Consider the following 24,141-nt stretch of genomic DNA (forward strand, 5'->3'; position numbering starts at 1 on the left):
TGCCCTAGAATCCGGCCCATGCGTCGCTGGATCACCTTGCTGCTGCTTGTCTTCCTGCCGCTCCAGCTGAGCTGGGCGGCGGTGGGCAATTATTGCCAGCATGAGACCGATGCCCGCGCCGCCCGTCACTTCGGGCACCACCAGCATGTGCATGCCGACGACGCCGGCCAGGCCGTGGCGGGCAAGAGCATGGTCGACAGTGACTGCCATGCCTGCCACGCCAGTGTGCCGCCGCTGAGGGCGCAAAGCCTCGCGCTGACCCCCATCCTGTCCTTGTCGTCCCTCACGGCCGACGTCTCTCCGGCGCCTTCGTCTGCGCCCACCCGTACCCCCGACCGGCCTCAGTGGCCGCGTTTCGCCTAGGCCCCACGCTTCACCGTCCTGCATCTGCAGCGGCGACGAGGTGAACTGCGGGCCCCAGGGACCTCCTCGGAATCTCCTGTCGACCTCTGTTCTTCCGGCCGCTTTGTTTCAGGCAGCTGTTGCCGGACGTCCTTCGTTGGACGCCGTTGCCGGATGGGGGGATGCAAACCTCATGGGGCCTTTGCATCATTCCGACACACCGTTCTGACGAGGTCTTTCCCCGGCGAGACGCGCTTGTCCTTGTGCAAGGCCCGTCCCGCCGAATCCCGGTACGACCTGTGAGATTCGATGAGAACACTGCTTTCCGCCGGGCTGATGGCGCTTGCCGTGCAAGCGGCCGCGCCCGTGCTCGCCCAGACGCCCCCCACCAGTCCCCAACCTGAACAGCACTCCGAACAGCACCCCAGCCACCACCGCAGTCAATACCCCAGTCAATACCCCGGCCCTTACTCCAGCCTCACTCTGGATCAAGCCCTCGACCGGGCCATCTCCCACAGCCCAGCCCTGGCTGCCGCCCAGAAAGAGGTCAGCGCCTCGGAGGGGGCGCTCCAGCAGGCGGGCCTTTGGCGCAACCCCACCCTCAGTGCCACGGTGGAAGACACCCGGGCATCCACCCGCACCACCACCACCACCCTGGACATCCCGTTGGAACTGGGGGGTAAACGCTCTGCGCGGCTGTCCGCAGCCGAGCAGGCCCGCGCGGTGGCTGTTGCCTCGGCGGCCCAAGCGCGTGCGCAGTTGCAGGCGCAGGTGGTGTCCGCCTTCTTCAACGTCCTCGTGGCGCAGGAGCGGACCGGTCTGGCGACTGCGGCGGCGGAACTGTCCGCACGGGCCTTGGAGGCGGTGCAGCGGCGCGTCACCGCCGGCAAGGTGTCGCCGGTCGAAGCCAGCCGGGCCGGCGTCGACCGTGCCCAGGCGCTGCTGGAGCTGTCCGAAGCGCAAGCCGAGGAGCGCAGTACCCGCCATCGGCTGGCCACGCTTCTGGGGGAGGACCAGCCGTCCTTCTCCACGGTGGAGGCCGACACCACCGCGCCTCAACGCCCGGCATTTGCCGAGCTCGTGAGCCGGATGGAGGTGGGGCCGGCGCTGCAACTGCACCAGGCCGAGCTTCAACGGCGACGGGCGCTGGTTGACATGGCACGGAGCCAGGCCGTGCCGGACATGACGCTGAGCATTGGCGCCAAACGGGACAACGACCTTGGACGCACCCAGGCCGTGGTGGGCCTTTCCGTGCCGCTCCCGCTGTTTGACCGCAACCAGGGCGGCATCACCGAAGCCAACCGTCAGGCCGACAAGGCCGCCGACGACCTGCGGGCCAGCCGGCTGGAATTGCTGGCGGAACTGCAGGAGGCGTCCAACCGTCTGGCCGTGGGCGCCGCTTCCCTGCAGACCTTGAAGGACCTGGTGCTGCCCGCTGCGCAACAGGCCCATGACGTGGCCGGCAAAGGCTTTGAAGCCGGCAAGTTCGGCTTCCTGGAAGTGCTGGATGCCCAGCGAACGCTGCTTCAGGCACGCACCCGTTATCTCTCCACACTGGCTGCTGCCTGGCAGGCGGCGGCCGTCATCGACCGCATCGTCGGACGTTGAGAAAGCAATTCATGGCAATCACTCAAAAACAGAAGGCGGCCATGGCCGTCATCCTCCTGGCCGGTCTGCTTGCCGGTGGCGCGGCCTTGATGAAGGACCGGTCTGCGGCACATGCGGACCATGACGGCCACGGGCATGACACCAGGCCCGCTCCGGCGCGCCCTGGGGCATCGACGGCAGCGCCCGCGCAGGAAGCCTCCCACCAGCATGGAAAAGAAGGGGGCCATGCTGAGGACCATGCTCACGCGGATGCCGCAGCGTCCGCGCGGTCCGTGCATCTGAGCGCCAGCCAGATCGCCACCGCCGGCATCACGGTCCAGCCCGCCGGCCCCGGCCGGCTCCAGAGCGCGGTGGCCTTCCAAGGCGAACTCCGGTTCAACGAGGACCGCACCGCCCACGTCGTGCCCAGGTTGGGGGGTGTGGTGGAGCAGGTGCCTGCCGTGCTCGGCCAGCAGGTGCGCCAGGGCCAGGTTCTGGCGGTCATCACCAGCACCGCGCTGTCAGAACAGCGCAGCGAGTTGCTGACGGCCGAGCGCCGGCTTGAGTCGGCCCGCGCCACCTATGAACGCGAGAAGAAGCTCTGGGCCGACCGCATCTCTGCCGAGCAGGACCTGCAACAGGCGCGCACCGCCTGGCAGGAAGCCGACATTGCGGTGCAGAACGCACGCCAGAAGCTCGCCGCCGTGGGCGCTGCGGGTGCAGGGAAGGGCGCCTTGAACCGCTTTGAAGTGCGCGCGCCGTTTGACGGCACGCTGGTGGAGAAGCACATCGCCCTGGGCGAAGCGGTGAAAGAGGACAGCAGCATCTTCACCCTTTCGGACCTGCGCACCATCTGGGCCGAGTTCAATGTGGCCCCCAAGGACCTGGAAGCCGTGCGGGTGGGTCAACGGGTGATCGTGACGTCGACCGCCTCCCAGAGCCGCGTGGAGGGGAGCGTCTCTTATGTGGGCGCATTGCTGGGCGAGCAGACCCGCACCGCCAAGGCCCGCGTCACCCTGACCAATCCACAAGGCGCCTGGCGACCCGGGCTGTTTGTGACGGTCAGTGTGCTGGGCCCGGAGACGGAGGCCCCGCTCACCGTGGCTGCGGAGGCCGTCCAGACCCTCAATCAGGACACCGTGGTGTTCCGCGCCACGCCCGAAGGCTTCGACCTCGTGCCGGTCCGCCTGGGCCGGTCCGACGGCCGCCGCACGGAAGTGCTGTCCGGGCTCAAGTCCGGCGACCCGGTGGCCGTGGCCAATGCGTTTGTGCTGAAGTCCGAACTGGGCAAGGGGGAGGCCGGCCATGCGCACTGAGGAACACGGCTTGTTTGAACGCCTCATCCGGGGCTGCATCCAGCATCGCTGGCTGGTGTTGGTGGCAGTGCTGGTGATGGCCGGGCTGGGCTTGTACAGCTACAGCCGCCTGCCCATCGATGCTGTGGTGGACATCTCGAATGTGCAGGTGGTGGTCAACACCGAGGCCCCGGGTTATTCACCGCTGGAGACCGAGCAACGCGTCACTTATCCCGTGGAGGCCGTCATGGCGGGGCTGCCAGGGCTGGAGCAGACCCGGTCGCTGTCACGCTACGGGCTGTCGCAGGTCACCGTCATCTTCAAGGACGGCACCGACATCCACTTCGCCCGCCAATTGGTCAATCAGCGGCTGCAGGAGGCCCGTGACCGACTGCCCGCCGGTGTGTCCAGCAGCATGGGGCCCATCTCCACCGGCCTGGGCGAGATCTACCTCTGGACGGTGGAAGCCGACCCCGCCGCCCGCACCCCGCAGGGCCAACCCTACAGCCCATCCGATCTGCGGGAGATCCAGGACTGGGTCATCAAGCCACAACTGCGCAATGTGCCGGGGGTCACCGAGATCAACACCATCGGCGGCTTCGAGAAGCAGTATGTCGTGGCCCCCAGCCTGGAGCGCCTGGGCGCCCACGGCCTGAGCCTCACGGACATCGTCCAGGCGCTGGAGCGCAACAACATGAACCTCGGGGCCGGCTACATCGAGCGCCAGGGCGAGCAATACCTGGTGCGGGCGCCGGGGCAGGTGAAGTCACTGGAGGACATCGGCGAGATCATCGTCGGGACGGCGCAGGGCCAGCCCATCCGCATCCAGGACATCGCCAGCGTCGACATCGGCCGTGATCTGCGAACCGGTGCCGCGACCGACAACGGCCAGGAGGTGGTGCTGGGCACCGTCTTCATGCTGATGGGTGAAAACAGCCGTGCGGTCTCGCGGGCGGTTGATGAGCGCATGGCTGCCATCAACCGCAGCCTGCCAGCCGGCGTGAAGGCGGTCACCGTCTACGACCGCACCGTGCTGGTGGACAAGGCCATCCGCACCGTGCAGAAGAACCTGGTCGAAGGGGCGCTCCTGGTGATGGCCGTGCTGCTGGTCTTCCTGGGCAACCTGCGGGCGGCGTTGATCACCGCCATGGTGATTCCCCTGTCCATGCTGTTCACCTTTACCGGCATGGTGCGTGGCGGCATCAGCGCCAACCTGATGAGCCTGGGGGCCCTGGACTTCGGCATCATCGTGGACGGCGCGGTGGTGATCATCGAAAACGCAGTGCGGCGCCTGGCGCAGGCGCAAGAGCACAAGGGCCGGGCGCTGACCCGCGACGAGCGCTTCGAGGAGGTGTTCGCCGCTGCCCGTGAAGCCCGCCGACCGTTGTTGTTCGGTCAACTGATCATCATGGTGGTGTATGTGCCCATCCTGGCGCTGACCGGGGTGGAGGGCAAGATGTTCCACCCGATGGCCTGGACGGTGCTGTTGGCGCTGCTCGGCGCCATGGTGCTGTCGGTGACCTTTGTGCCGGCGGCGGTGGCGGTGTTCATGACCCGTCCGGTCCGGGAGAAGCACAACGGCCTGATGGACTGGGCACAGCGCCGTTATGAGCCGGTGCTGCAGGCCACGCTGCGCAATGCGCCGGTGGTGGGCACCTTCGCCGTGGTGGCGGTGCTGGTCACCGCAGCCATCGCCACCCGCCTGGGCAGTGAATTCGTGCCCAACCTGAATGAAGGCGACCTGGCCGTGCAGGCCCTGCGGGTGCCCGGCACCAGCCTGAGTGAATCGGTGGCCATGCAGCGGCGCCTGGAGTCGCATCTCAAGGAGAGATTCCCGGAGATCGAGCGCATCTTCGCCCGCACCGGCACCGCAGAAATCGCGGCGGACCCGATGCCGCCCAACATCAGTGACGGCTACATCATGCTCAAGCCGATGGATCAGTGGCCGACGCCGCGACGCTCCCGGGACGAACTGCTGGCGGCCCTCCGGGAGGAAGCCGCCCAAGTCCCGGGCAGCAGCTACGAGTTCTCCCAGCCGATCCAGTTGCGGTTCAATGAACTGATCTCGGGCATCCGGTCCGATGTGGCGGTGAAGGTCTTCGGCGACGATCACGATGTGCTCAACAACACGGCCGAACGTCTGGCAGCCGTCTTGCGCCAGGTCCCCGGCGCCACCGAGGTGAAGGTGGAGCAGACCACCGGTCTGCCGACGCTGTCGATCCAGGTGGATCGAGCCAAGGCAGCCCGTTATGGACTGAACATGACCGACGTGCAAGAGACCGTGGCGATTGCCGTGGGTGGCCGCGAGGCCGGCACCTTCTTCCAGGGCGACCGGCGATTCGATCTGGTCGTTCGGTTGCCCGAGGCCCTGCGGCAGGACCTGGAAGCGCTGCGGCAACTGCCCATTCCGTTGCCCAAGGGGCCTGGCACGGATCGCGCGGCCTATGTGCCGCTTGCGGAAATCGCCACCCTGGAGGCCGCACCCGGTCCCAATCAGGTGTCGCGGGAGAACGGCAAACGGCGCGTGGTGGTGAGCGCCAATGTGTCCGGGCGGGACCTCGGCTCGTTTGTGGCGGATGCGCAGCGTGCGGTGGCCGGTGTGGAGATCCCCACCGGGTACTGGACGGCCTGGGGCGGCACCTTCGAACAGCTGCAATCAGCAACACAGCGGCTGCAGTGGGTGGTGCCGCTGGCGCTGGCCATGGTGCTGGGCTTGTTGTTCACCATGTTTGGCAACGTCAAGGATGGGTTGATCGTCTTCACCGGCATTCCCTTTGCGCTCACCGGCGGTGTGCTGGCGCTGTGGATGCGGGACATTCCCTTGTCGATCAGCGCCGCCGTCGGCTTCATCGCGCTCAGCGGCGTGGCCGTGCTGAACGGGCTGGTGATGTTGTCCTTCATCCGCGGGCTGCGTGAGCAAGGCCTGGCGCTGGAGGACGCAGTGCGGCAGGGGGCCTTGTCTCGACTGCGTCCGGTGCTGATGACGGCGCTGGTCGCTTCGCTGGGCTTTGTGCCGATGGCCCTGGCCACCGGCACCGGCGCCGAGGTGCAGCGCCCGCTGGCGACGGTGGTGATCGGCGGCATCTTGTCGTCCACCGCCTTGACCTTGCTGGTGCTGCCGCTGCTCTACCAGTGGGTGCATCGGCGCCTCACGCCATCGGCCGCGCGCCCAGCGCACTGAGGGGCCGGATGGACACCGTCGAGGGGTCTGGCAATTGACCAATAATCGGTGGCCCCTTGGCCCGACCCTGGAGAAACCGATGAGTCTTTTGTTCACTCCCTCCACGCAGCGATGGAGCGGCCTGCTGCTGGCCGGCCTGACGCTGACCTTCCTGCCCACGGCGCAGGGCGCTTCGGTAGCGCCGGTGGCCGCCGAGCACGGCATGGTCGTCACTGCGCAGCACCTGGCCAGCCAGGTCGGCGTGGATGTGCTGAAGCGTGGCGGTAATGCGGTGGATGCGGCCGTCGCAGTGGGGTATGCCCTGGCCGTGGTGTATCCCGCCGCCGGCAACCTGGGCGGCGGTGGCTTCATGACGGTGCAACTGGCTGATGGCCGCAAGACCTTCCTGGACTTCCGGGAAAAGGCCCCGCTGGCGGCCACCGCCAACATGTACCTGGACCGCGACAACAACGTCATCAAGGGGCTCAGCACCCGAGGCCATCTGGCGGTGGGCGTGCCCGGCACGGTGTCCGGCCTGGAATTCGCCCGTCAGCACTACGGCACCATGAAGCGCCAGGTCTTGCTGGCGCCGGCAATTGCCTTGGCGGAGAAAGGGTTTGTCCTGGATCAGGGCGACATCGACATGCTGCACACCGCCACGGCGGATTTCCGCCAGGACCAGGCGTCCGGCGCCATCTTCCTGCGCAAGGGCGGTGTGCCCTATGAGGTGGGCGACACCCTGGTCCAGAAGGACCTGGCACGCACGCTGAAGGCGGTCAGCGACAAGGGATCGGCCGGCTTCTATCAAGGAGCGGTGGGGGCTGCGCTTGTGCAATCCAGCAAGGCCGGCGGCGGCATCATCACCCAGGCCGATCTGGATCAATACAGCACCCGCGAGCTGGCGCCGATTGAATGCGACTACCGCGGGTATCACGTGGTGTCCGCCCCGCCCCCCAGCAGCGGCGGCGTGATCATCTGCGAGATGCTCAACGTCCTGGAGGGGTATCCGATGAAGGCGCTGGGCTACCGATCCGCCCAGGCGGTGCACTATCAGATCGAGGCCATGCGCCATGCCTATGCCGATCGCAACAGCTATCTCGGCGATCCGGACTTCGTGAAGAACCCGATCGCCCGGCTGACCGACAAGGCCTATGCCGAGCGCATCCGCGCCGTCATCAACCCGGACAAGGCAGGCGTCTCGCAAGACATCAAGCCCGGCGTGGAGCCGCATGAAGGCAGCAACACCACCCACTATTCCATTGCGGACCGCTGGGGCAATGCGGTGTCCGTCACCTACACCCTGAACGACTGGTTCGGTGCGAAAGTGACCGCAGCAGGCACCGGTGTGCTGCTGAACAATGAGATGGACGACTTCACGTCCAAGGTGGGTGTGCCCAACATGTATGGCCTGGTGCAGGGCGAGGCCAATGCCATTGCCCCAGGCAAGCGGCCGCTGTCTTCCATGAGCCCGACGATTGTGAGCAAGGACGGCAAGCCGGTGATGGTGGTGGGCACACCGGGCGGCAGCCGCATCATCACGGCCGTGCTGCACACCATGCTCAATGTCATCGACTACGGGATGACCGTTCAGGAGGCGGTGGACGCTCCCCGTTTCCACCAGCAATGGCTGCCGGATGTCACCAATGTGGAGCCGTTTGCGCTGTCGCCGGACACGCAGGCGCTGCTGGTGGCCAAGGGGCAGAAGTTCGGGCCGCCACAGCCGGCCAACCATGTGGCCGCGATTTTGATCGGGGCGCCGTCATTGGGCGGCCAGCCGGTGGGCAAGAACCGGTTTTATGGCGCCAATGACCCGCGCCGCAACAGTGGCCTGGCTGTGGGGTACTGACACTCAAGCAGGCCGGGCGCGCCTGCATCAGGGCCTGCATCAGGCCCCCCTGGACAAAGCCGCCGCCAGACTGACCCGCTGGCGCCAGGCCTGGTCCAGCCCACCGCCCTGGGTATGCCAGGGGCCGGTGAAGAACTTCGATGGGCAGACCCCATAACATCGCTGCCACACCTTCGCCAGATGGGCGGAGTCGGAGAAGCCGCACAACTGGGCGATATCGGTCAGCGGCCGTCCACTGCCCAGGAACATGGCGGCACGGCGGATTTTTTCAGCCAGGGCATATTGACGCACGGTGAGGCCCAGTGCGGCCACAAACACCTGCGAGGCACGCCGTGCCGGCAATCCGGCGCGCTGGCCCAGCACTGACAGACCGGCCGTGGGGTCCATGCGCACAACGGCCATCATCTGCAACACCGGAGACGCCACGGGCTGCGCTGGCCCGATGCTGTCCGCCACATCGGACACATGCAAAGCCACCGCAGCGCGCAGTTGCGAGCCACAGAGGCGTTGCTCGGCGAAGGCCTGCGCGCAACCCAGCAGCCCCGAGAACCGGACGGTGTCCAGCACCTGCACGGTCTCCGTGGGGGCCTGGCGGCTGAAGGTGTTGTAACGCGGGTGCGTGGGCTCCAGATCAATCATGGCAACCGGACCGCCCCCGGCGTTCACGGCACGCTTCAGGAACGGGCGGATGGCCAGCAAGCGCCCGGTCCAGCATCGGCCACCCGCGCTGATCTGCAACGGCTCCGGGCCGATGGCACATGCGAGGGTGACCGAATGGCGGCAGACATCCGTCTGGATGTTGGGGCCGGCGTAGATGAAGCTGTCTCCCAGGAGCCCCAGGCGGGGCGTGGCCAATGTCTTGAGCATCGTGTTGGCATGCTCGGCCACGCCGCCGCCAGCGTCAAGGCTGAACCCTGTTGCGCTCGATGTCATACCGTGCCTGGGCACGCACGGCTTTCTCGGCCATGGTCAGCGTGGTGGAACTGTCCTCACGCATCAGCTCCAGCAAGCGCTGCGCCACCGCGTCGTCCTGCGCAAACATGTCGCGTGCAGGCTCCGCCCCCAGGTAGGTGGCACGTAAGGCCTGCAGCGACTTGAGCTGCGCCAGTCCTTCCTCGGGCAGCAGGGGCGCCTGCCCGGGAGGAAAGGATTGACGCTGCGCTTCCTGATAGCTTTGATACTGGCCTATCAGTTCACGCGCACGCGTGGCCGCCGCCGCAGGCAGGCCCGCGAGTTGCGCATCGAGGGCGGCAGCCTGCTCTGCGCCCTGATGCAGGGCCAGCAGGGACTCCAGTTCCAGTCGCATCGTCTGGTCGATCACCAGGCGGCCCTGGGCGTCGACCCGGAAGGGGCGTCCATGGCCCGGTGCGGCGGGTGGACCGCTGCCGCCCGCACCGGTCGGCGCTTCCAGCATGGGGTCGGTGCGGGACGGCACGGCCTCCGCCACTGCGGGTGAGCCAGGGGTACGGGCCCAGGGAAAGGTCTTGCTGGCTTGCACAGCCTCCGGCGAGCTTGCATCGTGCTGCCAGGCATACAGCCCGACGGCACCCAGCCCTGCAAGCAGGGCTGGGGCGACGATGCGCCAGCTCACCGTACGCGAACGTCGGTGCAGCATGGCGGGCTCCCGTCAGTAAGGGCAGTTCTGGCTGTAACGGTCAAACACCAGTGCCGTGGCATAGGCCTGGTGATCAGCACCGCAGAGGAAGGACGAATACCGCGTGTCTGCGTCCACGAAGCGCTTCATCCAGGTGACCCCATAACGACCGATGGGTGTGTTGGTGCTGTTGGGCGTGAAGTGGGTGGCCAGGTTCAGCTCCGCATAGGCCTTGTACGTGGTGCCGGGCAGGCTGGCGTAGAACGGCCGCGCATGGACAGCCACAGGGGCGACGGCGTCGCCGTCAGAGCCAACGATCAGCGTCGGCACCCGCACCTGCGTGAAGCTGCTCGACAGATTCCAGGGCGTGAGCGGCAGTGAAGCCTTCAGGCTGGGGTTGTTCTCCGCTGCAATCAAGGCGCCGCCGCCGCCCATGGAATGGCCGGCCACCGCGCGTCTGTTGGGGTCGACGCGGCTGCGTACCGTGCTGCTGGCGCTGTTGACCACATAGTTCAATGCTGCGATGAGCTGGGTGGCCCGGCTGGCGGGCTGGTCCAACGTGGTGTTGGTGTCGATGGTGATGACCACAAAGCCGTGGGTGGCCAAGCGCCGGCCGAGCCACGCCACGCTGGATTGCGTCGCGGTGAAGCCCGGGCTGATGGCAATCACGCCGTACTGGCCGGCGGTGCTGGGGTAATAGATGGTGCCGCCACCAAAGCCGGTGGCCACCGTCACCGTGCTGGTGCTGACCGCCAACGGGCCTGCGGTGGCATTGAGGCTGGCGGAGGTGGGGGCCGGACCGATCTGGGCCCAGCTGCTGCCGCCCATGACGGCCCCTGCTGCAACCAGGCCGGCGCACACCGTGCGGCGCAGAGTCTTCGAGAAGTTCATGATGTCTCCCTGTTGTCACGTGATGACTGAACCGCCGTGCAAGTGCCGAATGAATGCGGTCACTGAATCACACACTGCGGCCCATGCAGTCTAGGAATCACGCGGCCGGATGCCTTGTATTGGGAAGACCTGGCCCCCCCTAGCTTGCATGCGGGGAAACCCACCCGCCCGGTGGAGTCATCCAGCCCGGTGCCGGTGAACCGGCGGCGTCCGCTGTAGAGTCGGGTGCATCTTTTCTACTACCTCGGCGGCTGCGAGCGCTGCCGCCGTTTGAGCACCATGACGTCATCCAGCTATCCCCACACCCAACTGTTGATTGCCAATGAATGGGTGGACGCCACCAGTGGCCGCAAGATCGATGTGCGCAATCCGGCCACCGGCCAGGTGATCGGCACCGTGGCCCATGCCGGCAAGGAAGACCTGGACCGTGCGCTGACCGCCGCACGCAAGGGTTTCGAGGCCTGGCGCGATGTGCCGGCCCATGAGCGTGCCGCCACCATGCGACGCGCCGCCGCCTTGCTGCGCGAACGTGCGCTGGAGATCGCGCGGCTGCTGACGCAGGAGCAGGGCAAGCCCTTGGCCGAAGCCAAGGTGGAAGTGCTGGCGGGGGCCGACATCATTGAATGGTTTGCCGACGAAGGCCGCCGCGTTTATGGGCGCATCGTGCCGTCGCGCAATCTGGCGGCTCAGCAGCTGGTGATCAAGGAACCGGTCGGCCCGGTCGCGGCCTTCACGCCTTGGAATTTCCCGGTCAACCAGATTGTGCGCAAGCTGGGCGCGGCCTTGGCCACGGGGTGTTCCTTCCTGGTGAAGGCGCCCGAAGAAACACCGGCATCACCGGCCGCATTACTGAAGACCTTCGTCGACGCGGGTGTGCCCGCCGGCACGGTGGGCCTGGTGTTTGGCGATCCGGCCGAAATCTCTGCCTATCTCATCCCGCATCCGATCATCCGCAAGGTGACTTTCACCGGCTCCACCCCGGTGGGCAAGCAACTGGCCTCGCTGGCTGGCGCCCACATGAAACGCGTGACGATGGAGCTGGGCGGCCATGCCCCGGTGATCGTGGCGGAGGACGCCGATGTGGCGGTGGCGGTGAAGGCCGCAGGCGGGGCCAAGTTCCGCAATGCCGGTCAGGTCTGCATTTCGCCGACGCGATTCCTGGTGCACAACAGCATCAAGGCCCAATTCACGGAAGCCCTGGTGGCCCATGCGCAGGGGCTGAAGCTGGGGGACGGCCTGGCAGAAGGGACGACGCTGGGGCCCTTGGCCAATGAGCGTCGGCTGGCGGCGATGGCCAAGATCGTGGCGGATGCTCGCGAGCGTGGCGCCAAGGTGGCGGCCGGTGGTGAGCGGGTGGGCAGTGAAGGCAACTTCTTTGCACCCACCGTGCTGGCCGATGTGCCGCTGGACGCCTCGGTGTTTAATGACGAGCCCTTTGGCCCGGTGGCCGCCATCCGCGGCTTTGACACCTTGGAGGAGGCCATCGCCGAAGCCAACCGGCTGCCGTTTGGCCTGGCTGGGTATGCGTTCACGCGTTCCATCAAGAATGCCCATCTGCTGTCGCAGCGGGTGGAAGTGGGCATGCTTTGGATCAACCAGCCGGCCACACCTTCTGCAGAGATGCCGTTTGGTGGGGTGAAAGACTCCGGTTACGGCTCCGAGGGTGGGCCGGAAGCGCTGGAGGCCTATCTCAACACCAAGGCGGTGTCGATTCTGAGTGTTTGATCTGGACGCTTGATCTGGACGATGGAGCCAAGTGCCGGGTCTGCACGCTGGACCCGGCTGCGGGTTCTGCAAGGCGGAATGACGCCGGTATTTGCGCATTCATGAGTCGGAGCGGGCAGGGCAGGGAACCGCCTTGCCGCCTCCCACCGACTAGGAGTCGCCGCACCTTTGCGGCCTCCGTCGCGTGGACCATGAATTTCCCTTGCACCTCCTGCGGCGCTTGCTGCCGCCACCTGCCCGCCGCATCCCCACTGAACGTCGGTGATGGCATTTGTCGACATCTCGATCCGCATGACCAGCGCTGCGCCGTTTATGAACAGCGGCCGCTGATCTGCCGGGTGGATGAGCTCTACCGCGAGCGCTTGTCGACGCGCTTGTCTGCCCGTGTGTATTACCTGGTGCAGGCGCAGGGCTGCGTCACGCTGGACGCCTCCAATGCGGATGTCCCGGCTGAGGTCATGCGTCGGCTGGCGCAGGACGAGGGCGGCCCAGCGCCGTTGCCCTTGTCAGACCAGGAACTGGAGGAGGGCTTGGTGGCGGTGATGACCGAAGCCGCGCCGCTCATTGCCAGCATGTTGGACGGCGGCGGCCCAGCCACCCCATAGCGCCCAATCCACACAGCAGCAAGATCATCGAAGCAGGCTCAGGCACTGCAGAAACTGCTGACACGGCGGACAAACCGTTGAGCGTCACCACGGCGGAACCGCCTTCGCTGTCCAGGGATTTCAGGGTCCAGCCAAAGGAACTGCCCGCCGACACCTGCACCGATACATGGCCCGTCTGGGTGTCGAGGAAACTCAATCCATCCTGGCTCAACTGCGTGAAGACGCCATTCACGGTGTAGCCGAACACGTCGTAGGTGCTGCTGACATCGTCGGTCCGATAAGCCCAGTCAAACGACAACTTGGTGTCATTCGACACGGTGAGCGAATAGCTCAGCCAGGATTCGGTCGGCGTGGCGTCGACCAGGCTGAAATCCGACGACGTCAGCACCACCTGGTCCGCTGTGGCCTCTACCGATCCATTGCCACCATTCGTGTTGGCGGTGACCCATTGGCGGGTGCTGTAATCGCCGGTGAGCGCAGCAGAGGCCGGGCTGGCAAGCCCGGCGAGCAGCCCGAGGGCGGACAGCGTCTTGGCAGTGCGGGTGAACATCGGCTTCATTGCGGCAGCGTCTGGTTGGTGAAGAGGGACCCACCGAGGTCAGCATCGGTGAAGGAAAAAACAAACCATTGATTCGGATTGGCCAATCCATCGGCCGTCACCGGCAGAAAATCATTGTCATTGGCGATGTAGAGCGTGTGACGCACCACACCATCCACCACGATGTCCGGGCCAAACGCCATGCCTTCGAGCTTGGCGGGAATCTGCTTGGCTGCCCAGCCGTGGCCGGTGAGGCTGCTCACGATGTCCAGGAAGAGCGTCTTTTTCACAGCCAGCGGCAGCAACTGGGTTTCGCCGCGCAGGCCGGTGATGTCGCTCGCACCGGCCAGATCCACCTTGTAGACCCGCTTGACCACCGCCTTGGACCCATCCCCCCGGCCTTTGCCGTCCCGCTCCAGCACCAGTAATTCATGGCTGTTCAACGCCAGCACCTCGCTGCTGCCGTAGGTCTTGGCGGTGTCAGCCAGGTAGTTGTCGTATGCAAACTGCTTGACCTTGCCCGTCGCCAGTTCCACCTGGATGATCCGGTTCACCCGGGCGCCGTCGCCGCCGTCCTGGGCCAGCGCGCTTTGCATGAAGCCCCACAGCACCGTGCCGTCTGGCGAGATGGCCAGGCCTTCCATGCCTTTGTTGGCCACGCGGCCCACGGTATTGCCGGAGATCTCCACACTCCCTTGGGCCGATTTCACTGCAGCCGCCAGCTCGGCCGGCAAACTGATGGTGCGAACCCGCTGCCCGGTCGCGCGATTGAAGATGTAGACATACGGGCCGTATTCGTCCGACACGTAGACATTCAGCCCATTCGCTGACAGTCGAATGCCTTCGGGGTCGAAACGAGCGTCATTGATGTCGGCCGAGGTGGACGCGGGTGAAAAATTGTCGGACCGGCCGCTGAAATAAAAGCGATTGGCGGCGTTGAGCGCCGGCACGGCCGCATATCCGCCCACCGTGGCACCATAGGTGAGCGGCGTGCGGGAATAGAGCAGGGTGGTGGACACCAGGCTGGGCGTCAGGGTGAAGGGCAGGCCGGTGCTGCTGTCCGGCAGGGCCTTCAAGGCGAGGTTCAGGGCGTGAAACCGCGGGATGTAACTGGTGGTGTCGTCCACCGCGCTGTTCCATGCCACGGCGTTCGGGCCACGGTCCGGCACCGACAGAAAGGTGCTGCCGCCAGCCCAGGCCAGCCCGGACCCCAGGCCCCCGAGCAGGTCCCCACGCGCACCGTTTTCCAGCGCACCGGATTGGCCTGAGAAATCGGCCCCGGCACCCTCCAGCGAGCCGATGGCAATCAACTGGGGCGCCGCTTGAGCGGTCAGGGCCGAGCAGGCCAGGGCCAGGGCTGCACACAAGGGGCGAAAGGTGATCGTCATGAGGTGGATGAGGCAGCGGTTGAGAGTCCCGGATGTTCCTCAGCGCCCATGACGGTTCCGTGACGGCATGCCCCCGGTTTCGGGGGCCGGGCTTTGGGCGTGGCGCGTCCATTGGCCTTTGGTCACATTGCTGGCGCCGGCCTGCCCACTATCATCCACGCAGGTCCGGCCGGCTGGGCGCAGCAGCAAGCCCAGCGCAGTTGGATACAAGCATTGCCGATGGTTGCCAGCCCGACACGGGTTGCCGCTAACCTGTGCCCCGTCCCATTCCTGTCCGACCGAGCCGCCAGCCGCAGCAGCCACCCCGATGCTTCACACACCGCCCTGGGTGCGCTTTCACGATGCGGGCCGACTTCACTTCCGCTGGGACGATGCCGTGCTCAGCGCCAGGCACCTGGGCAGCGACACCCAGGCCAATGCCGTATTTCGCGCGGCTCAGCGCCTTGAACCGCGTGCAAGGCTGGCCCTGGCGATTGCGCTGACGGAATGGATCGTCTGGCGTTTTGAAGGCCTGCACAGCCGCCGCGAACCCGGTGCATTCCTGGAAGCGGCCTGGTGCGCCACGGCGGACCCCCGTTATCTACGCTCTTTTGAACTGCTGCGTGCCGAGTGGCGCGGGCCGGTGGAGGGGCCGCTTTGGTGCGCCTTGACGCACCTGGGCCATGCGATGTCCCGGGGTGTCGACTTTCCCCGGCATCTGTTTGATGCACTGGTCTACCTCACCGGTCTGGCGATGCATGTGCAGCCCAGTGCCGGGCCGCTGATGGCCTGGCTGCCGCTGGTGTTGGACCGGCTGGTGCTGGTGTATCCGGTAACCCCGGAAGATCCGTTGGTGGCCGACCTGTTTGCCAGCGACTCGGCCGCCCGGCTGGGCCCCTGGGTACCCCGGGAGGTGTTTGACCTCGCGATTCCGTTTGATGGCAATACCGGCCGCGCCTTTCTCGAAGGGGTCCTGGCGACAGCACGCTGGGAAGACAACCCGTTCCTGGCAACGCCCGCAGAGCTTCGAGCCGCACGATTTGCCGGCAAGCCCTATGAGTTGGTGCGGCTGACGACGAGCCGCTGAGCCGGAATTCGCCCTGGGGCGGCTGAACTTCAGCGAGAATGCCCGGCGATCTGGTCCGAACATCTGGCTGAGCGCCGGTCTGTCCTCCTCCCTTCCATGCATCTTCCACGTCGTTTGCCACGTCGCTTCGTCTCCGCCTGGTTGCTGACCCTGATGGTGGTCAGCTGCCTGTTCGCGCGGCCGTTGCACGAGGCACTGGACGTCTGGCAGGCCACCCACCGGCTCCCGGCCGCAGGCGTCGGTCGGGACACACTGCCGCCCGTGGCGGTGGCCGCGCAGCCACAAGACGAGCGCACGGGAGACCTAGGTTCCACTCCAGACGACGCGTCCGACAACGGGTCTTCCGAAGAGGGCGGTCAACCCGCCACCTGCGCATGGTGTCTGATGCTGGCGCACGCCCAGGCCCCCGCGACCGTACCTGCATTGCTTTTGCAGCATGCCGAAGCATCGCCGCCTCCCATCGAGCCGCCGCAAGGGCTGCCCGCTGGTCGATGTGCCCTGGCGGCCGAGCCGCGTGGCCCTCCGCAGGCCTGATCGAGTCCGTCCTTTCGCGCGTCCTGAATCCCTGAGCCCTGGCTGCCTGTTGCGCCACGGGGCTTCGTACGCTTGCCAGTCTGTCGCCCGCTGAGTGCTGCTGTCTCTGCAGCCGCGTGCGCCCTTGCTCGATCATTCCATGCGTCCCTTCCTGTTGTCGCGCCCTCTGGCGCCCGCTCATTCCCTGTTCCTCCACCGCGCCTTCAGTCCTGGCACGGCGCCGGGGAGCTTTGCCAACCGTCCCCTGGTGTCTACGGCCACGCTGATGGCGCTGCTGTGCCTGCCCCTTCCAACGCTGGCGCAAGACGCCCCGGCGGCCGAGCGTCCCACCGCCGACAGCCTGCCGGCCGTTGAGGTCGTGGGGCGTTCCGATTCCGGTCGTTACCAGTCCGGCTTGGCGGCTGGGTCCAAGTCCGACCTGCCGCTGCGCGAGCTGCCGCAATCCGTCCGTGTCATGACCCGACAGGCCATGGACGACCTGGGCGCCGTCAAGCTGGACGACCTGCTCGACTACGTCGGCGGTGTCTCCCGGCAGAACAGCTTCGGTGGCCTCTGGGATAACCTGGCCATCCGCGGCCTGGCCGGCAACGAAAACACGGGCATGGCCACCCTGCTCAACGGCTTCGGCTCCAACCGGGGCTTCAATGCCCCGCGCGACCTGGCCGCCGTGGAGCGCATTGAATTCCTCAAGGGTCCGGCGGCAGCGCTGTACGGCAACAGCGAGCCCGGTGGCACGCTCAATGTGGTGAGCAAGTCGCCGCTGTGGAACAGCGGTCATTCGCTGGAAGGCTACGTCGGCAGCGACGGGCTGCGTCGAGTGGCGCTGGACAGCACCGGGCCGGTGTCCGACCGTCTGGCCTACCGGCTCAACGTGGCGGCGGAAGAACGCGACAGCTTCCGGGATGTGGTGACGTCCAGCCGCCGGCTGGTGGCACCGGCCTTCACCTGGCGGCTGAGCCCGGACACCACGGTGGACTATCGCGGCGAATGGTTGCGCCATGCCACACCGCTGGATCGAGGCGTGGTGGCGGTCAACAACCAGCTGGATGTGATTCCGCGCGAGCGCTTCCTCGGTGAACCTGCGGATGGAGACGTGGTGGTGACCAATAGCAACCACCAGCTCTCTCTGCGCCATGAGTGGAACGAATCCTGGCAGGCGAGGGTGGCGCTGTCGCGGCGCGACACCGGTATCAAGGGCTTCTCCACCGAAGCCAGCGCCTTGCTGGCCGACGGCACCTTGCGACGCCAGCGGCGCTATCGGGATTACGACTCCGGCGACACCGCCATTCAGGCCGAGTTGCAGCATGTGCGGCAATTCGGCGGCGCCCGCCATGAGTTGCTGCTGGGGGTGGAACATTACCAGTTCCGCATGGAGTCGCTGATGCTGCGGGTGAATCCAACCGCGACCGCTCCCTACGCCATCAGCATCTACAACCCGGTCTATGGCCAGGCCCAGCCAACGCCGACGGCCAATACCGACACCGATGAGCGCCAGCGCAATACCGCCGTGTATCTGCAAGATGCCGTCAGCATGGGTAAATACTGGCGGGTGTTGGCGGGCCTGCGCTGGGAGCAGCCGCATCAATCGCTGCTGAATCGCCGTACCGGTGTCACGACCAGCCAGCAGCCCAGCGAGTTGTCGCCGCGTGTTGGTGTGTCCTGGCTGCCGGACGCGCAATGGACGGTCTATGCCAACGCCGGCCGCTCCTTCCGACCCAACCCGGGCAGCGACTTCAACGGCAACGCCTTCGCGCCGGAGCATAGTTCCGCTCTGGAAGCCGGGCTTAAATGGCAGACGGCGGACCAGCGGCTGGGGGCGACGGCTGCCATCTTCGATATCCGCAAGCGCGACGTGCTCACCACCGACCCCGATGAGACGCACAGCGGCTATTCGGTCACCGCCGGAGAGGTCCGCAGCCGCGGCATTGAGCTTGAAGCCTCGGGACAGCTGACACCAGCATGGCGCATCAACAGCAGCTTGACCTGGCTGGATGCCGAGGTCACCCAAGACACGACCTTGGCCGTGGGCAGCCGCCTGTTGAACGTGCCTCGCCTCAATGCCAGCCTGCTGGCGGTGCGCGAGGGCGCGACCTCGGCAGGCCAGCGATATGGCGTGGGCGGCGGTGTGAGCTACACCGCGCACCGTCTGGGCCAAAACGGCGCACCGGAGTTCCAGCTGCCTTCTTATGCGGTGGCCAAACTGACTGCCTACTGGCGGGCCACCTCCGCGTTGCGCCTCAGTCTGGACGTCGACAACCTGTTTGATCGTAGCTACTACACCAGCAGCTACAGCCGGTTGTGGGTGGCGCCGGGCAACGCGCGCAGTGTGAGCGTGGGTGCGCAGTACAAGTTCTGAAGGAACAGCAGATGAGGAACAGCAGATGACGTTCAAGTGGTCCCGTCGTCGGTGGATGTCGGGGGTCGGCCTGGGCCTGGGTGGCGTGGTGTTCCCGCCCTGGGTCGAAGCCGCCCAGTCGCATGGACCTCGCGTCGCCAGCCCGAGTGGGCCGCCCGGGCCAGGCACCCCCGAGCCTGAAGCGGCTCGCGGCAGCCTTGCCCGGCCACAGCGATGGCTGGAGATCGCCGGCCCGTGGGAGCTGTCCGGATTGGCGCTGGTCCAGTCTGGCCATCTCTACCAGAAGATGCAGGTGGTGGAGACGCTGCTCGATGCCTCGGGGGTGGGGCATCCCGAGCCCGCACTCGCCAGCGCATGGACCTGTTCCGACGACGGCCTGCGTTGGCAATTCGTGTTGCGGGCCGGAGCGCGCTTTCATGACGGCACAGCGGTGCGGGCGGAAGACGTCGTGGCAAGCCTTCAGGCCGCGCGTCGCCCGCCCGGCCTGCTGAGCCAGGCGCCGATCCACACCATCCATGCCCTGGACCCGGTCGCCAGCCCCTGCCACGGCTCCGGCGGCGCCCAGGCCTGCACCGCGCAGGCGCTGGAGATCCAGTTGAACCAGCCCCACGCCACCTTGCCGAGCCTGCTGGCGCACTTCAGCGCCGCCGTGCTGGCACCGGGCAGCTTCGGGCCGGATGGGCGGACCGTCACGCAGATCATCGGCAGCGGCCCTTACCGCATCACGCGCTTGCAACCGCCGCAGCTGCTGGAGACCGCCTGGTACGACGGCTACGGCGGCCCACCTCCAGAGGTGCGGCGGGCGCGCTACCTGGCGGTGGGCCGGGCGGAAACGCGCGCCTTGATGGCCGCTTCCGGACAGGCCGATCTCGTCTTCGCGCTGGATCCGGCGAGCGTGGCCAAGTGGAAACGCCGCGAACCCCATCGTGCACGGGTGAACGGGCAGCAGGCCCGTCTGGCCAGCGTGACCGTGCCGCGTGTGATGGCGCTCAAGGTCAATGCCGGGAGCGGGCCTTTATCCGACCTGCGGGTCCGTCAGGCGTTGAGTCTGGCCGTCGACCGGGAAGGCATCGCCCTGGCGGTACTGCGTGAACCGGATCTGGCCGCCACCCAGCTGCTGCCGCCCACCTTGCCGGATTGGCATTCCTCAGCGCTCCCGCCGCTGCGCTTTGACCTGACGCAGGCCCGCCGCCTGCTACACGCTGCGGGCTGGCAGGCGGGCGCCGATGGGCGCAGCTGGATGGATGCGGCGGGGCATCCGGTCACCCTGACCCTGCGGACCTTCCCGGACCGCCCGGAGCTTCCCATCGTTGCAACAGCGCTGCAGGAGCAGTGGCGGCAACTGGGCATTCCGGTGCGTGTGGCCATCGGCAATTCAGGCGACATTCCCCTGGGCCACCGTGACGGCAGCCTGCAGATGGCGCTGATGGCGCGCAACTACGCCAGCGCGCCCGATGTGACGGCCTCCCTCTGGCAGGACTTCCGCCCCGAAGGCAGTGATTGGGGTGCGATGGGATGGCGCTCTCCCGAAGTGGCGCAGGCGCTGGCCCGGCTCAATGGCGGTGAGGGGGCTGCAGACACTGCCGCCGATCGGCGCCGCGTGGTGCAGCGGCTCCAGCAGGAGTTGCCGGTGATCCCCATCGCCTGGTACCGGCAGCACGTGGCCGTGAGCGGACGGCTGGCCGATCCGCCCTTGGATCCGCTGGAGCGGAGCTATCGGCTCACAAGCCTGCGATGGGCAGACAGCAAGGACACAACATGATGAACAAACAACCCAGCTGGTGGCCGCTGCTGCTGCGTCGCGGCGGTCAGGCGGTGGCACTGGCGCTGATGGTGGGCTCGCTCAGTTTTGCCCTGATGCGGTCGCTGCCCGGCGACATGGCCACCCGGGTGGCCGCCGGCCGTTACGGTTATGACCTGGTGAGCGCCGCCGCCGCCGCACAGGTACGGCAGGAACTGCACCTGGACGAGGATTGGCCGCAAGCCCTGATGGGTTGGTGGAGGCAGTTGCTGAGCCTGGATCTGGGCCGCTCGCTGGTGACCGGCGAGCCGGTCTGGGAGGAACTGGCCAGCCACCTGGGCGCCACCCTGCAGCTGACCGGCGCAGCGGTCTTGCTGGCCCTGCTGATGGGGCTGCCGGCCGCATGGTGGAGCGCGCGCCACCCTGGCGGATGGGCCGACCGCAGCCTGACGGCAGTCACCGTGTTGCTGCGCGCCACCCCGTCCTTCCTGCTGGCCGTGCTGCTGATGCTGGCGGTTGCGGTGCACCTGGGCATGCTGCCTGCGGCGGGTCATCATCAGGACGGCGGCTGGCTGCTGCCGGCCCTGACCCTGGCCTTGCCCCTGGCGGCCGGTTGCGCACGGGTGGGTGCCCAGGCTTTGCGGGATGCCCGCAGCCTGCCGTCCCATCGGTTTGCCCGGACCAAGGGCCTGAGCGACACGCAAGCCGATCTCCGCCATGCCGCCCGCCATGCGGCGCTGCCGTTGCTGGCCTACATGGGCGTGCAGGCGGTGGTCCTGGCCGAAGGTGCGGTGGTAGTGGAGTCGCTGTTTGCCTGGCCCGGCATCGGCCATGCACTGGTGCATGGCGTCTTTGGCCGGGATGTGCCGGTGGTGCAGGGGGCGGCTTTGTGCATGGGACTGCTCTTCATCGGCTTCAACCTGGTCGTGGATGCCTTGCAGACCTTCCTCGATCCACGCCTGACACAAGCGGAGGAACACCTCGGAACGCACGGACACGAGACGCAGGAGGGACGGGCATGAAGGGCGCTTCGATGAGCGGGGATGCGCCGATGGGACGGCGTTGGGCGGTGCAGCGGCGCACAGCGGGCCTCGGGCTGCTGGGACTGATGCTTCTGTTCGCGGTGCTCGTGCCCGGCTGCAGCAGCGTGGACCCGGCGGTGCAGGACCTCCGCAACAGTCTGGCGGCGCCTTCCTGGACGCATCCGCTGGGCACCGATCTGCTGGGACGGGATGTGCTGACCCGCCTGGGCCATGCGGCACGGCTGTCGCTGTTCACCGGTCTGCTGGCCACGTTCACCGCAGCCGTCCCGGGCGCATTGCTGGGATTGCTCGCTGCATGGCGCGGGGGGCGGCTGGACCGTCTGCTGGTGATGGCGGGCGATGCAACGCTGGCCCTCCCGGGACTGCTGCTGGTGCTGTTGGTGGCTGCGCTCGCCCCGGGCCAGTTGTGGGCGCTGTATCTGGGCTTGTCCGTGTCGATGTGGGTGGAGTACTTCCGGGTCTGCCGGGCCACCGCGCGCCCGGTGCTGGCGGGTCCGGCAGTGGAAGCGGCACGCCTGCTGGGTCTGCCGCCCCGATCGATCCTGCGGCGGCATCTCTGGCCGGCCGTGGGGCCGACCCTGGGCAGTCTGCTGCCGCTGACTGCGGCCCAGGCGGTGTTGTCGCTCTCGGCGCTGGGATTCATCGGCGTCGGGCTGCAGCCGCCGCAGGCCGAGCTGGGGCTGATGCTGACCGAATATCTGCCCCATTACGACGAGGCCCCATGGCTCATTGCCAGCCCGGTGGGGCTGCTCATGGCGCTGGTGCTGGCCCTGCTGCTGGCCACGGATCGTCGATCACGGGGCGGCACCGGAGGCGCTTCCTTGTATTGCGCCCAGGAGACGGCATGACGCTCATCCCTTCCTCTCCCGCCCCGAGCGGCGACCTGCTGTTGCGGGCGGACGGCCTGTCCATCCGCACCGGCGCACGGCAGTTGCTGGCGCCGCTCAGCATCGAGCTGCGCAGCGGTGACCGCCTGGTGATTCTTGGCGAAAGCGGCGCGGGCAAATCGCTGCTGCTGCGGTGCTTGTTGGGCGATCTCCCTGCTGAACTGACGGCGGAAGGCAGCATCGAAATCGCCGGTCAGCGGAGCCCGGCGCAGCACGGCCACCGGCGTCGTCCCTTCTGGGGCCGCAATCTGGCCTTGCTGCCGCAAGAGCCTTCGGTAGCGCTCGACCCCTTGCGGACCTTGGCGCCCCAATTGGCTGAAGTGCATCGTCACGTGGGGGGGCGTTCATCGGCGGAGTCCAAAGCGCGCACGGCCGACACCTTACGGACACACGGCCTGGCAGGTGCGGCGGGTCGTCATGCATGGCAACTCTCCGGTGGCATGGCTCAACGTGCGGCGGCTGCCATGGCCCTCGCGGGCGGCGCCCGGCTGATCCTGGCGGACGAGCCCACCAAGGGCTTGGATCCGCACTGGCGGGACGAAGCCATCCGCGGATTTCTGCAGGTGGCCGACCAGGGCGGTGCTGTGGTGGTGGTGACCCACGATCTGGCGGTGGCTCGGCAGGTGGGAGGGCGCATCGTGGTGCTGCGCGAAGGCGAAGTGCTGGAGCAGGGCGCCACGACGGAGGTGCTGGCCCACCCGGCGCATGTGTTCACACAGCAATTGGTGGATGCTGATCCGGCCCGTTGGCCAGCCGCCCGGCCACCGCAGGCCAACGGAGACGGGACCGGCAACGGCCCCCCTTTGCTGCGCGCTCAAGCCCTGGGGCACTACCTGGGCGGCCGGTGGCTGTTCCGCGGGCTGGACCTGGAGGTGCATGGCGGCAGCAGTACCGCGCTGTTGGGCAGCAGCGGCAGTGGCAAGAGTACGCTGGGCAACCTCCTGCTCGGTCTCCGCCGTCCGACCGAGGGCGCAGTGGTGCGTAGCGCCGGCCTGGCGCCCCAGGCGCTTCAGAAGCTCTATCAAGACCCGCTGGCCACCTTCGCCCCGACGCAGCAACTTCGTGAGGCGCTGATCGACGTGGCAAAGCAGCATGGTCAGGCCTGGCCGGCGGTGCAGGCCTTGTTGGAGCGGTTTCACCTGTCCCCCGGCCTGATGGAACGTCTGCCGCATCAGCTGTCCGGCGGACAGTTGCAGCGGGTGGCGATTGCGCGCATGCTGTTGGTGCGGCCCCGATTTGTGTTCGCGGACGAACCAACGTCACGGTTGGATGCGGTCTCCCAGCGGCGGACCGCCGAGGTTCTGCTTCAAGCGGTGCGGGATCTGGGCGCGGCGCTGTGGCTGGTGACCCATGATGCGGATCTGGCGCAGGCCATGACCTTGGTGCAGCGAGATGTCCGTGAATGGCAAGGCGCGGAGCCCCCACCTGAACCGTCAGAAGCGCCGGTACCGGCGGAGGCCTCGGCCGGATGAAGCCAAGCCCGCGCCACCCGGACCACCCGGGAGCGCCGATTGCTGCGAACCCGTTCGTCATGCCAAGGAGG

The 24,141-nt window shown here is 67.1% G+C and carries 19 protein-coding genes; 14 read left to right on the forward strand and 5 right to left on the reverse strand.

What is annotated here, in order from left to right; genetic code table 11:
* Positions 1–18: 18 nt before the first annotated feature.
* The 5 genes from czcI (at position 19) to ggt (ending at position 8,230) form a co-directional block, all read left to right on the forward strand.
* Positions 19–363, forward strand: a complete 345-nt coding sequence (gene czcI / locus OU995_RS18235) for a cation efflux protein, CzcI family (protein WP_267831436.1) — start codon at positions 19–21, stop codon at positions 361–363.
* 288 nt (positions 364–651) lie between these two features.
* Positions 652–1,950, forward strand: coding sequence for a TolC family protein (locus OU995_RS18240; RefSeq protein ID WP_267831437.1), 1,299 nt, complete (start codon positions 652–654; stop codon positions 1,948–1,950).
* Positions 1,951–1,961: 11 nt separating this feature from the next.
* Positions 1,962–3,245, forward strand: coding sequence for an efflux RND transporter periplasmic adaptor subunit (locus OU995_RS18245; protein WP_267831438.1), 1,284 nt, complete (start codon positions 1,962–1,964; stop codon positions 3,243–3,245).
* A 10-nt stretch (positions 3,246–3,255) separates the two neighbouring features.
* Positions 3,256–6,405: an efflux RND transporter permease subunit gene (locus OU995_RS18250; protein ID WP_267836301.1), complete on the forward strand. Its 3,150-nt coding sequence runs from the start codon at positions 3,256–3,258 to the stop codon at positions 6,403–6,405.
* Positions 6,406–6,484: 79 nt separating this feature from the next.
* Positions 6,485–8,230: a gamma-glutamyltransferase gene (ggt, locus tag OU995_RS18255; protein ID WP_267831439.1), complete on the forward strand. Its 1,746-nt coding sequence runs from the start codon at positions 6,485–6,487 to the stop codon at positions 8,228–8,230.
* A 39-nt stretch (positions 8,231–8,269) separates the two neighbouring features.
* On the opposite strand, the gene OU995_RS18260 is transcribed toward ggt, so the two are convergent.
* Genes OU995_RS18260 through OU995_RS18270 form a run of 3 tightly spaced genes read right to left on the reverse strand, consistent with a single transcriptional unit; the run spans position 8,270 to position 10,715 of the window.
* A complete protein-coding gene (locus OU995_RS18260; protein WP_267831440.1) occupies positions 8,270–9,163 on the reverse strand; it encodes a helix-turn-helix domain-containing protein in 894 nt (297 codons plus the stop codon).
* Entirely contained in the window at positions 9,132–9,845 is a 714-nt protein-coding gene (locus OU995_RS18265) for a lipase secretion chaperone (RefSeq protein WP_267831441.1), read from the reverse strand. The genes OU995_RS18260 and OU995_RS18265 overlap by 32 nt, the downstream gene beginning before the upstream one ends.
* Before the next feature lie 12 nt (positions 9,846–9,857).
* On the reverse strand, positions 9,858–10,715 hold the full coding sequence (locus tag OU995_RS18270) for an alpha/beta hydrolase family protein (RefSeq protein WP_267831442.1): 858 nt from the start codon (positions 10,713–10,715) through the stop codon (positions 9,858–9,860).
* A 279-nt stretch (positions 10,716–10,994) separates the two neighbouring features.
* Between OU995_RS18270 and OU995_RS18275 the strand changes: the two genes are divergently transcribed.
* Together OU995_RS18275 and OU995_RS18280 are read left to right on the forward strand one after the other, a co-directional pair.
* Positions 10,995–12,440, forward strand: a complete 1,446-nt coding sequence (locus OU995_RS18275; RefSeq protein WP_267831443.1) for an NAD-dependent succinate-semialdehyde dehydrogenase — start codon at positions 10,995–10,997, stop codon at positions 12,438–12,440.
* Positions 12,441–12,631: 191 nt separating this feature from the next.
* Positions 12,632–13,045 carry a YkgJ family cysteine cluster protein gene (locus OU995_RS18280; protein ID WP_267831444.1) on the forward strand — a complete coding sequence of 138 codons (414 nt, stop codon included), beginning with the start codon at positions 12,632–12,634 and terminating at the stop codon, positions 13,043–13,045.
* On the opposite strand, the gene OU995_RS18285 is transcribed toward OU995_RS18280, so the two are convergent.
* Together OU995_RS18285 and OU995_RS18290 are read right to left on the reverse strand one after the other, a co-directional pair.
* Positions 13,002–13,604 (reverse strand): PEP-CTERM sorting domain-containing protein, encoded by a 603-nt coding sequence (locus OU995_RS18285; protein ID WP_267831445.1) that lies wholly within the window; start codon positions 13,602–13,604, stop codon positions 13,002–13,004. The two genes, OU995_RS18280 and OU995_RS18285, sit on opposite strands and share 44 nt — an antisense overlap.
* Positions 13,601–14,971 (reverse strand): esterase-like activity of phytase family protein, encoded by a 1,371-nt coding sequence (locus tag OU995_RS18290; protein ID WP_267831446.1) that lies wholly within the window; start codon positions 14,969–14,971, stop codon positions 13,601–13,603. Before OU995_RS18290 ends, OU995_RS18285 begins: the two co-directional genes overlap by 4 nt.
* 307 nt (positions 14,972–15,278) lie before the next feature.
* Here OU995_RS18290 and OU995_RS18295 point away from each other — a divergent pair, with 307 nt between their 5' ends.
* From OU995_RS18295 to OU995_RS18325, 7 genes are all read left to right on the forward strand, one after another.
* Positions 15,279–16,037 (forward strand): hypothetical protein, encoded by a 759-nt coding sequence (locus OU995_RS18295; protein WP_267831447.1) that lies wholly within the window; start codon positions 15,279–15,281, stop codon positions 16,035–16,037.
* Positions 16,038–16,133: 96 nt separating this feature from the next.
* On the forward strand, positions 16,134–16,571 hold the full coding sequence (locus OU995_RS18300; protein ID WP_267831448.1) for a hypothetical protein: 438 nt from the start codon (positions 16,134–16,136) through the stop codon (positions 16,569–16,571).
* A gap of 265 nt (positions 16,572–16,836) precedes the next feature.
* A complete protein-coding gene (locus tag OU995_RS18305) occupies positions 16,837–18,927 on the forward strand; it encodes a TonB-dependent siderophore receptor (RefSeq protein ID WP_420714890.1) in 2,091 nt (696 codons plus the stop codon).
* Between the two features lie 25 nt (positions 18,928–18,952).
* Positions 18,953–20,689 carry an ABC transporter substrate-binding protein gene (locus OU995_RS18310; protein WP_267831450.1) on the forward strand — a complete coding sequence of 579 codons (1,737 nt, stop codon included), beginning with the start codon at positions 18,953–18,955 and terminating at the stop codon, positions 20,687–20,689.
* Positions 20,686–21,690, forward strand: coding sequence for an ABC transporter permease (locus tag OU995_RS18315; protein ID WP_267831451.1), 1,005 nt, complete (start codon positions 20,686–20,688; stop codon positions 21,688–21,690). Before OU995_RS18310 ends, OU995_RS18315 begins: the two co-directional genes overlap by 4 nt.
* A complete protein-coding gene (locus tag OU995_RS18320; protein ID WP_267831452.1) occupies positions 21,687–22,559 on the forward strand; it encodes an ABC transporter permease in 873 nt (290 codons plus the stop codon). The genes OU995_RS18315 and OU995_RS18320 overlap by 4 nt, the downstream gene beginning before the upstream one ends.
* The gene (locus OU995_RS18325) at positions 22,556–24,070 is read left to right on the forward strand and encodes an ABC transporter ATP-binding protein (RefSeq protein ID WP_267831453.1); all 1,515 of its coding nucleotides are present in this window, start codon (positions 22,556–22,558) and stop codon (positions 24,068–24,070) included. The genes OU995_RS18320 and OU995_RS18325 overlap by 4 nt, the downstream gene beginning before the upstream one ends.
* The last annotated feature ends 71 nt before the right edge of the window (positions 24,071–24,141 follow it).

It is taken from the genome of Roseateles sp. SL47 (assembly GCF_026625885.1).
In the GTDB taxonomy this organism is placed as follows: Bacteria; Pseudomonadota; Gammaproteobacteria; order Burkholderiales; family Burkholderiaceae_C; genus Roseateles.

Excerpts from the sequence above, each read along its gene's own strand:
- czcI (WP_267831436.1), top strand. The coding sequence starts at position 19 with ATGCGTCGCTGGATCACCTTGCTGCTGCTTGTCTTCCTGCCGCTCCAG.
- OU995_RS18240 (WP_267831437.1), top strand. The coding sequence starts at position 652 with ATGAGAACACTGCTTTCCGCCGGGCTGATGGCGCTTGCCGTGCAAGCG.
- OU995_RS18245 (WP_267831438.1), top strand. The coding sequence starts at position 1,962 with ATGGCAATCACTCAAAAACAGAAGGCGGCCATGGCCGTCATCCTCCTG.
- ggt (WP_267831439.1), top strand. The coding sequence starts at position 6,485 with ATGAGTCTTTTGTTCACTCCCTCCACGCAGCGATGGAGCGGCCTGCTG.
- OU995_RS18260 (WP_267831440.1), bottom strand. The coding sequence starts at position 9,163 with ATGACATCGAGCGCAACAGGGTTCAGCCTTGACGCTGGCGGCGGCGTG.
- OU995_RS18265 (WP_267831441.1), bottom strand. The coding sequence starts at position 9,845 with ATGCTGCACCGACGTTCGCGTACGGTGAGCTGGCGCATCGTCGCCCCA.
- OU995_RS18270 (WP_267831442.1), bottom strand. The coding sequence starts at position 10,715 with ATGAACTTCTCGAAGACTCTGCGCCGCACGGTGTGCGCCGGCCTGGTT.
- OU995_RS18275 (WP_267831443.1), top strand. The coding sequence starts at position 10,995 with ATGACGTCATCCAGCTATCCCCACACCCAACTGTTGATTGCCAATGAA.
- OU995_RS18280 (WP_267831444.1), top strand. The coding sequence starts at position 12,632 with ATGAATTTCCCTTGCACCTCCTGCGGCGCTTGCTGCCGCCACCTGCCC.
- OU995_RS18285 (WP_267831445.1), bottom strand. The coding sequence starts at position 13,604 with ATGAAGCCGATGTTCACCCGCACTGCCAAGACGCTGTCCGCCCTCGGG.
- OU995_RS18290 (WP_267831446.1), bottom strand. The coding sequence starts at position 14,971 with ATGACGATCACCTTTCGCCCCTTGTGTGCAGCCCTGGCCCTGGCCTGC.
- OU995_RS18295 (WP_267831447.1), top strand. The coding sequence starts at position 15,279 with ATGCTTCACACACCGCCCTGGGTGCGCTTTCACGATGCGGGCCGACTT.
- OU995_RS18300 (WP_267831448.1), top strand. The coding sequence starts at position 16,134 with ATGCATCTTCCACGTCGTTTGCCACGTCGCTTCGTCTCCGCCTGGTTG.
- OU995_RS18305 (WP_420714890.1), top strand. The coding sequence starts at position 16,837 with ATGGCGCTGCTGTGCCTGCCCCTTCCAACGCTGGCGCAAGACGCCCCG.
- OU995_RS18310 (WP_267831450.1), top strand. The coding sequence starts at position 18,953 with ATGACGTTCAAGTGGTCCCGTCGTCGGTGGATGTCGGGGGTCGGCCTG.
- OU995_RS18315 (WP_267831451.1), top strand. The coding sequence starts at position 20,686 with ATGATGAACAAACAACCCAGCTGGTGGCCGCTGCTGCTGCGTCGCGGC.
- OU995_RS18320 (WP_267831452.1), top strand. The coding sequence starts at position 21,687 with ATGAAGGGCGCTTCGATGAGCGGGGATGCGCCGATGGGACGGCGTTGG.
- OU995_RS18325 (WP_267831453.1), top strand. The coding sequence starts at position 22,556 with ATGACGCTCATCCCTTCCTCTCCCGCCCCGAGCGGCGACCTGCTGTTG.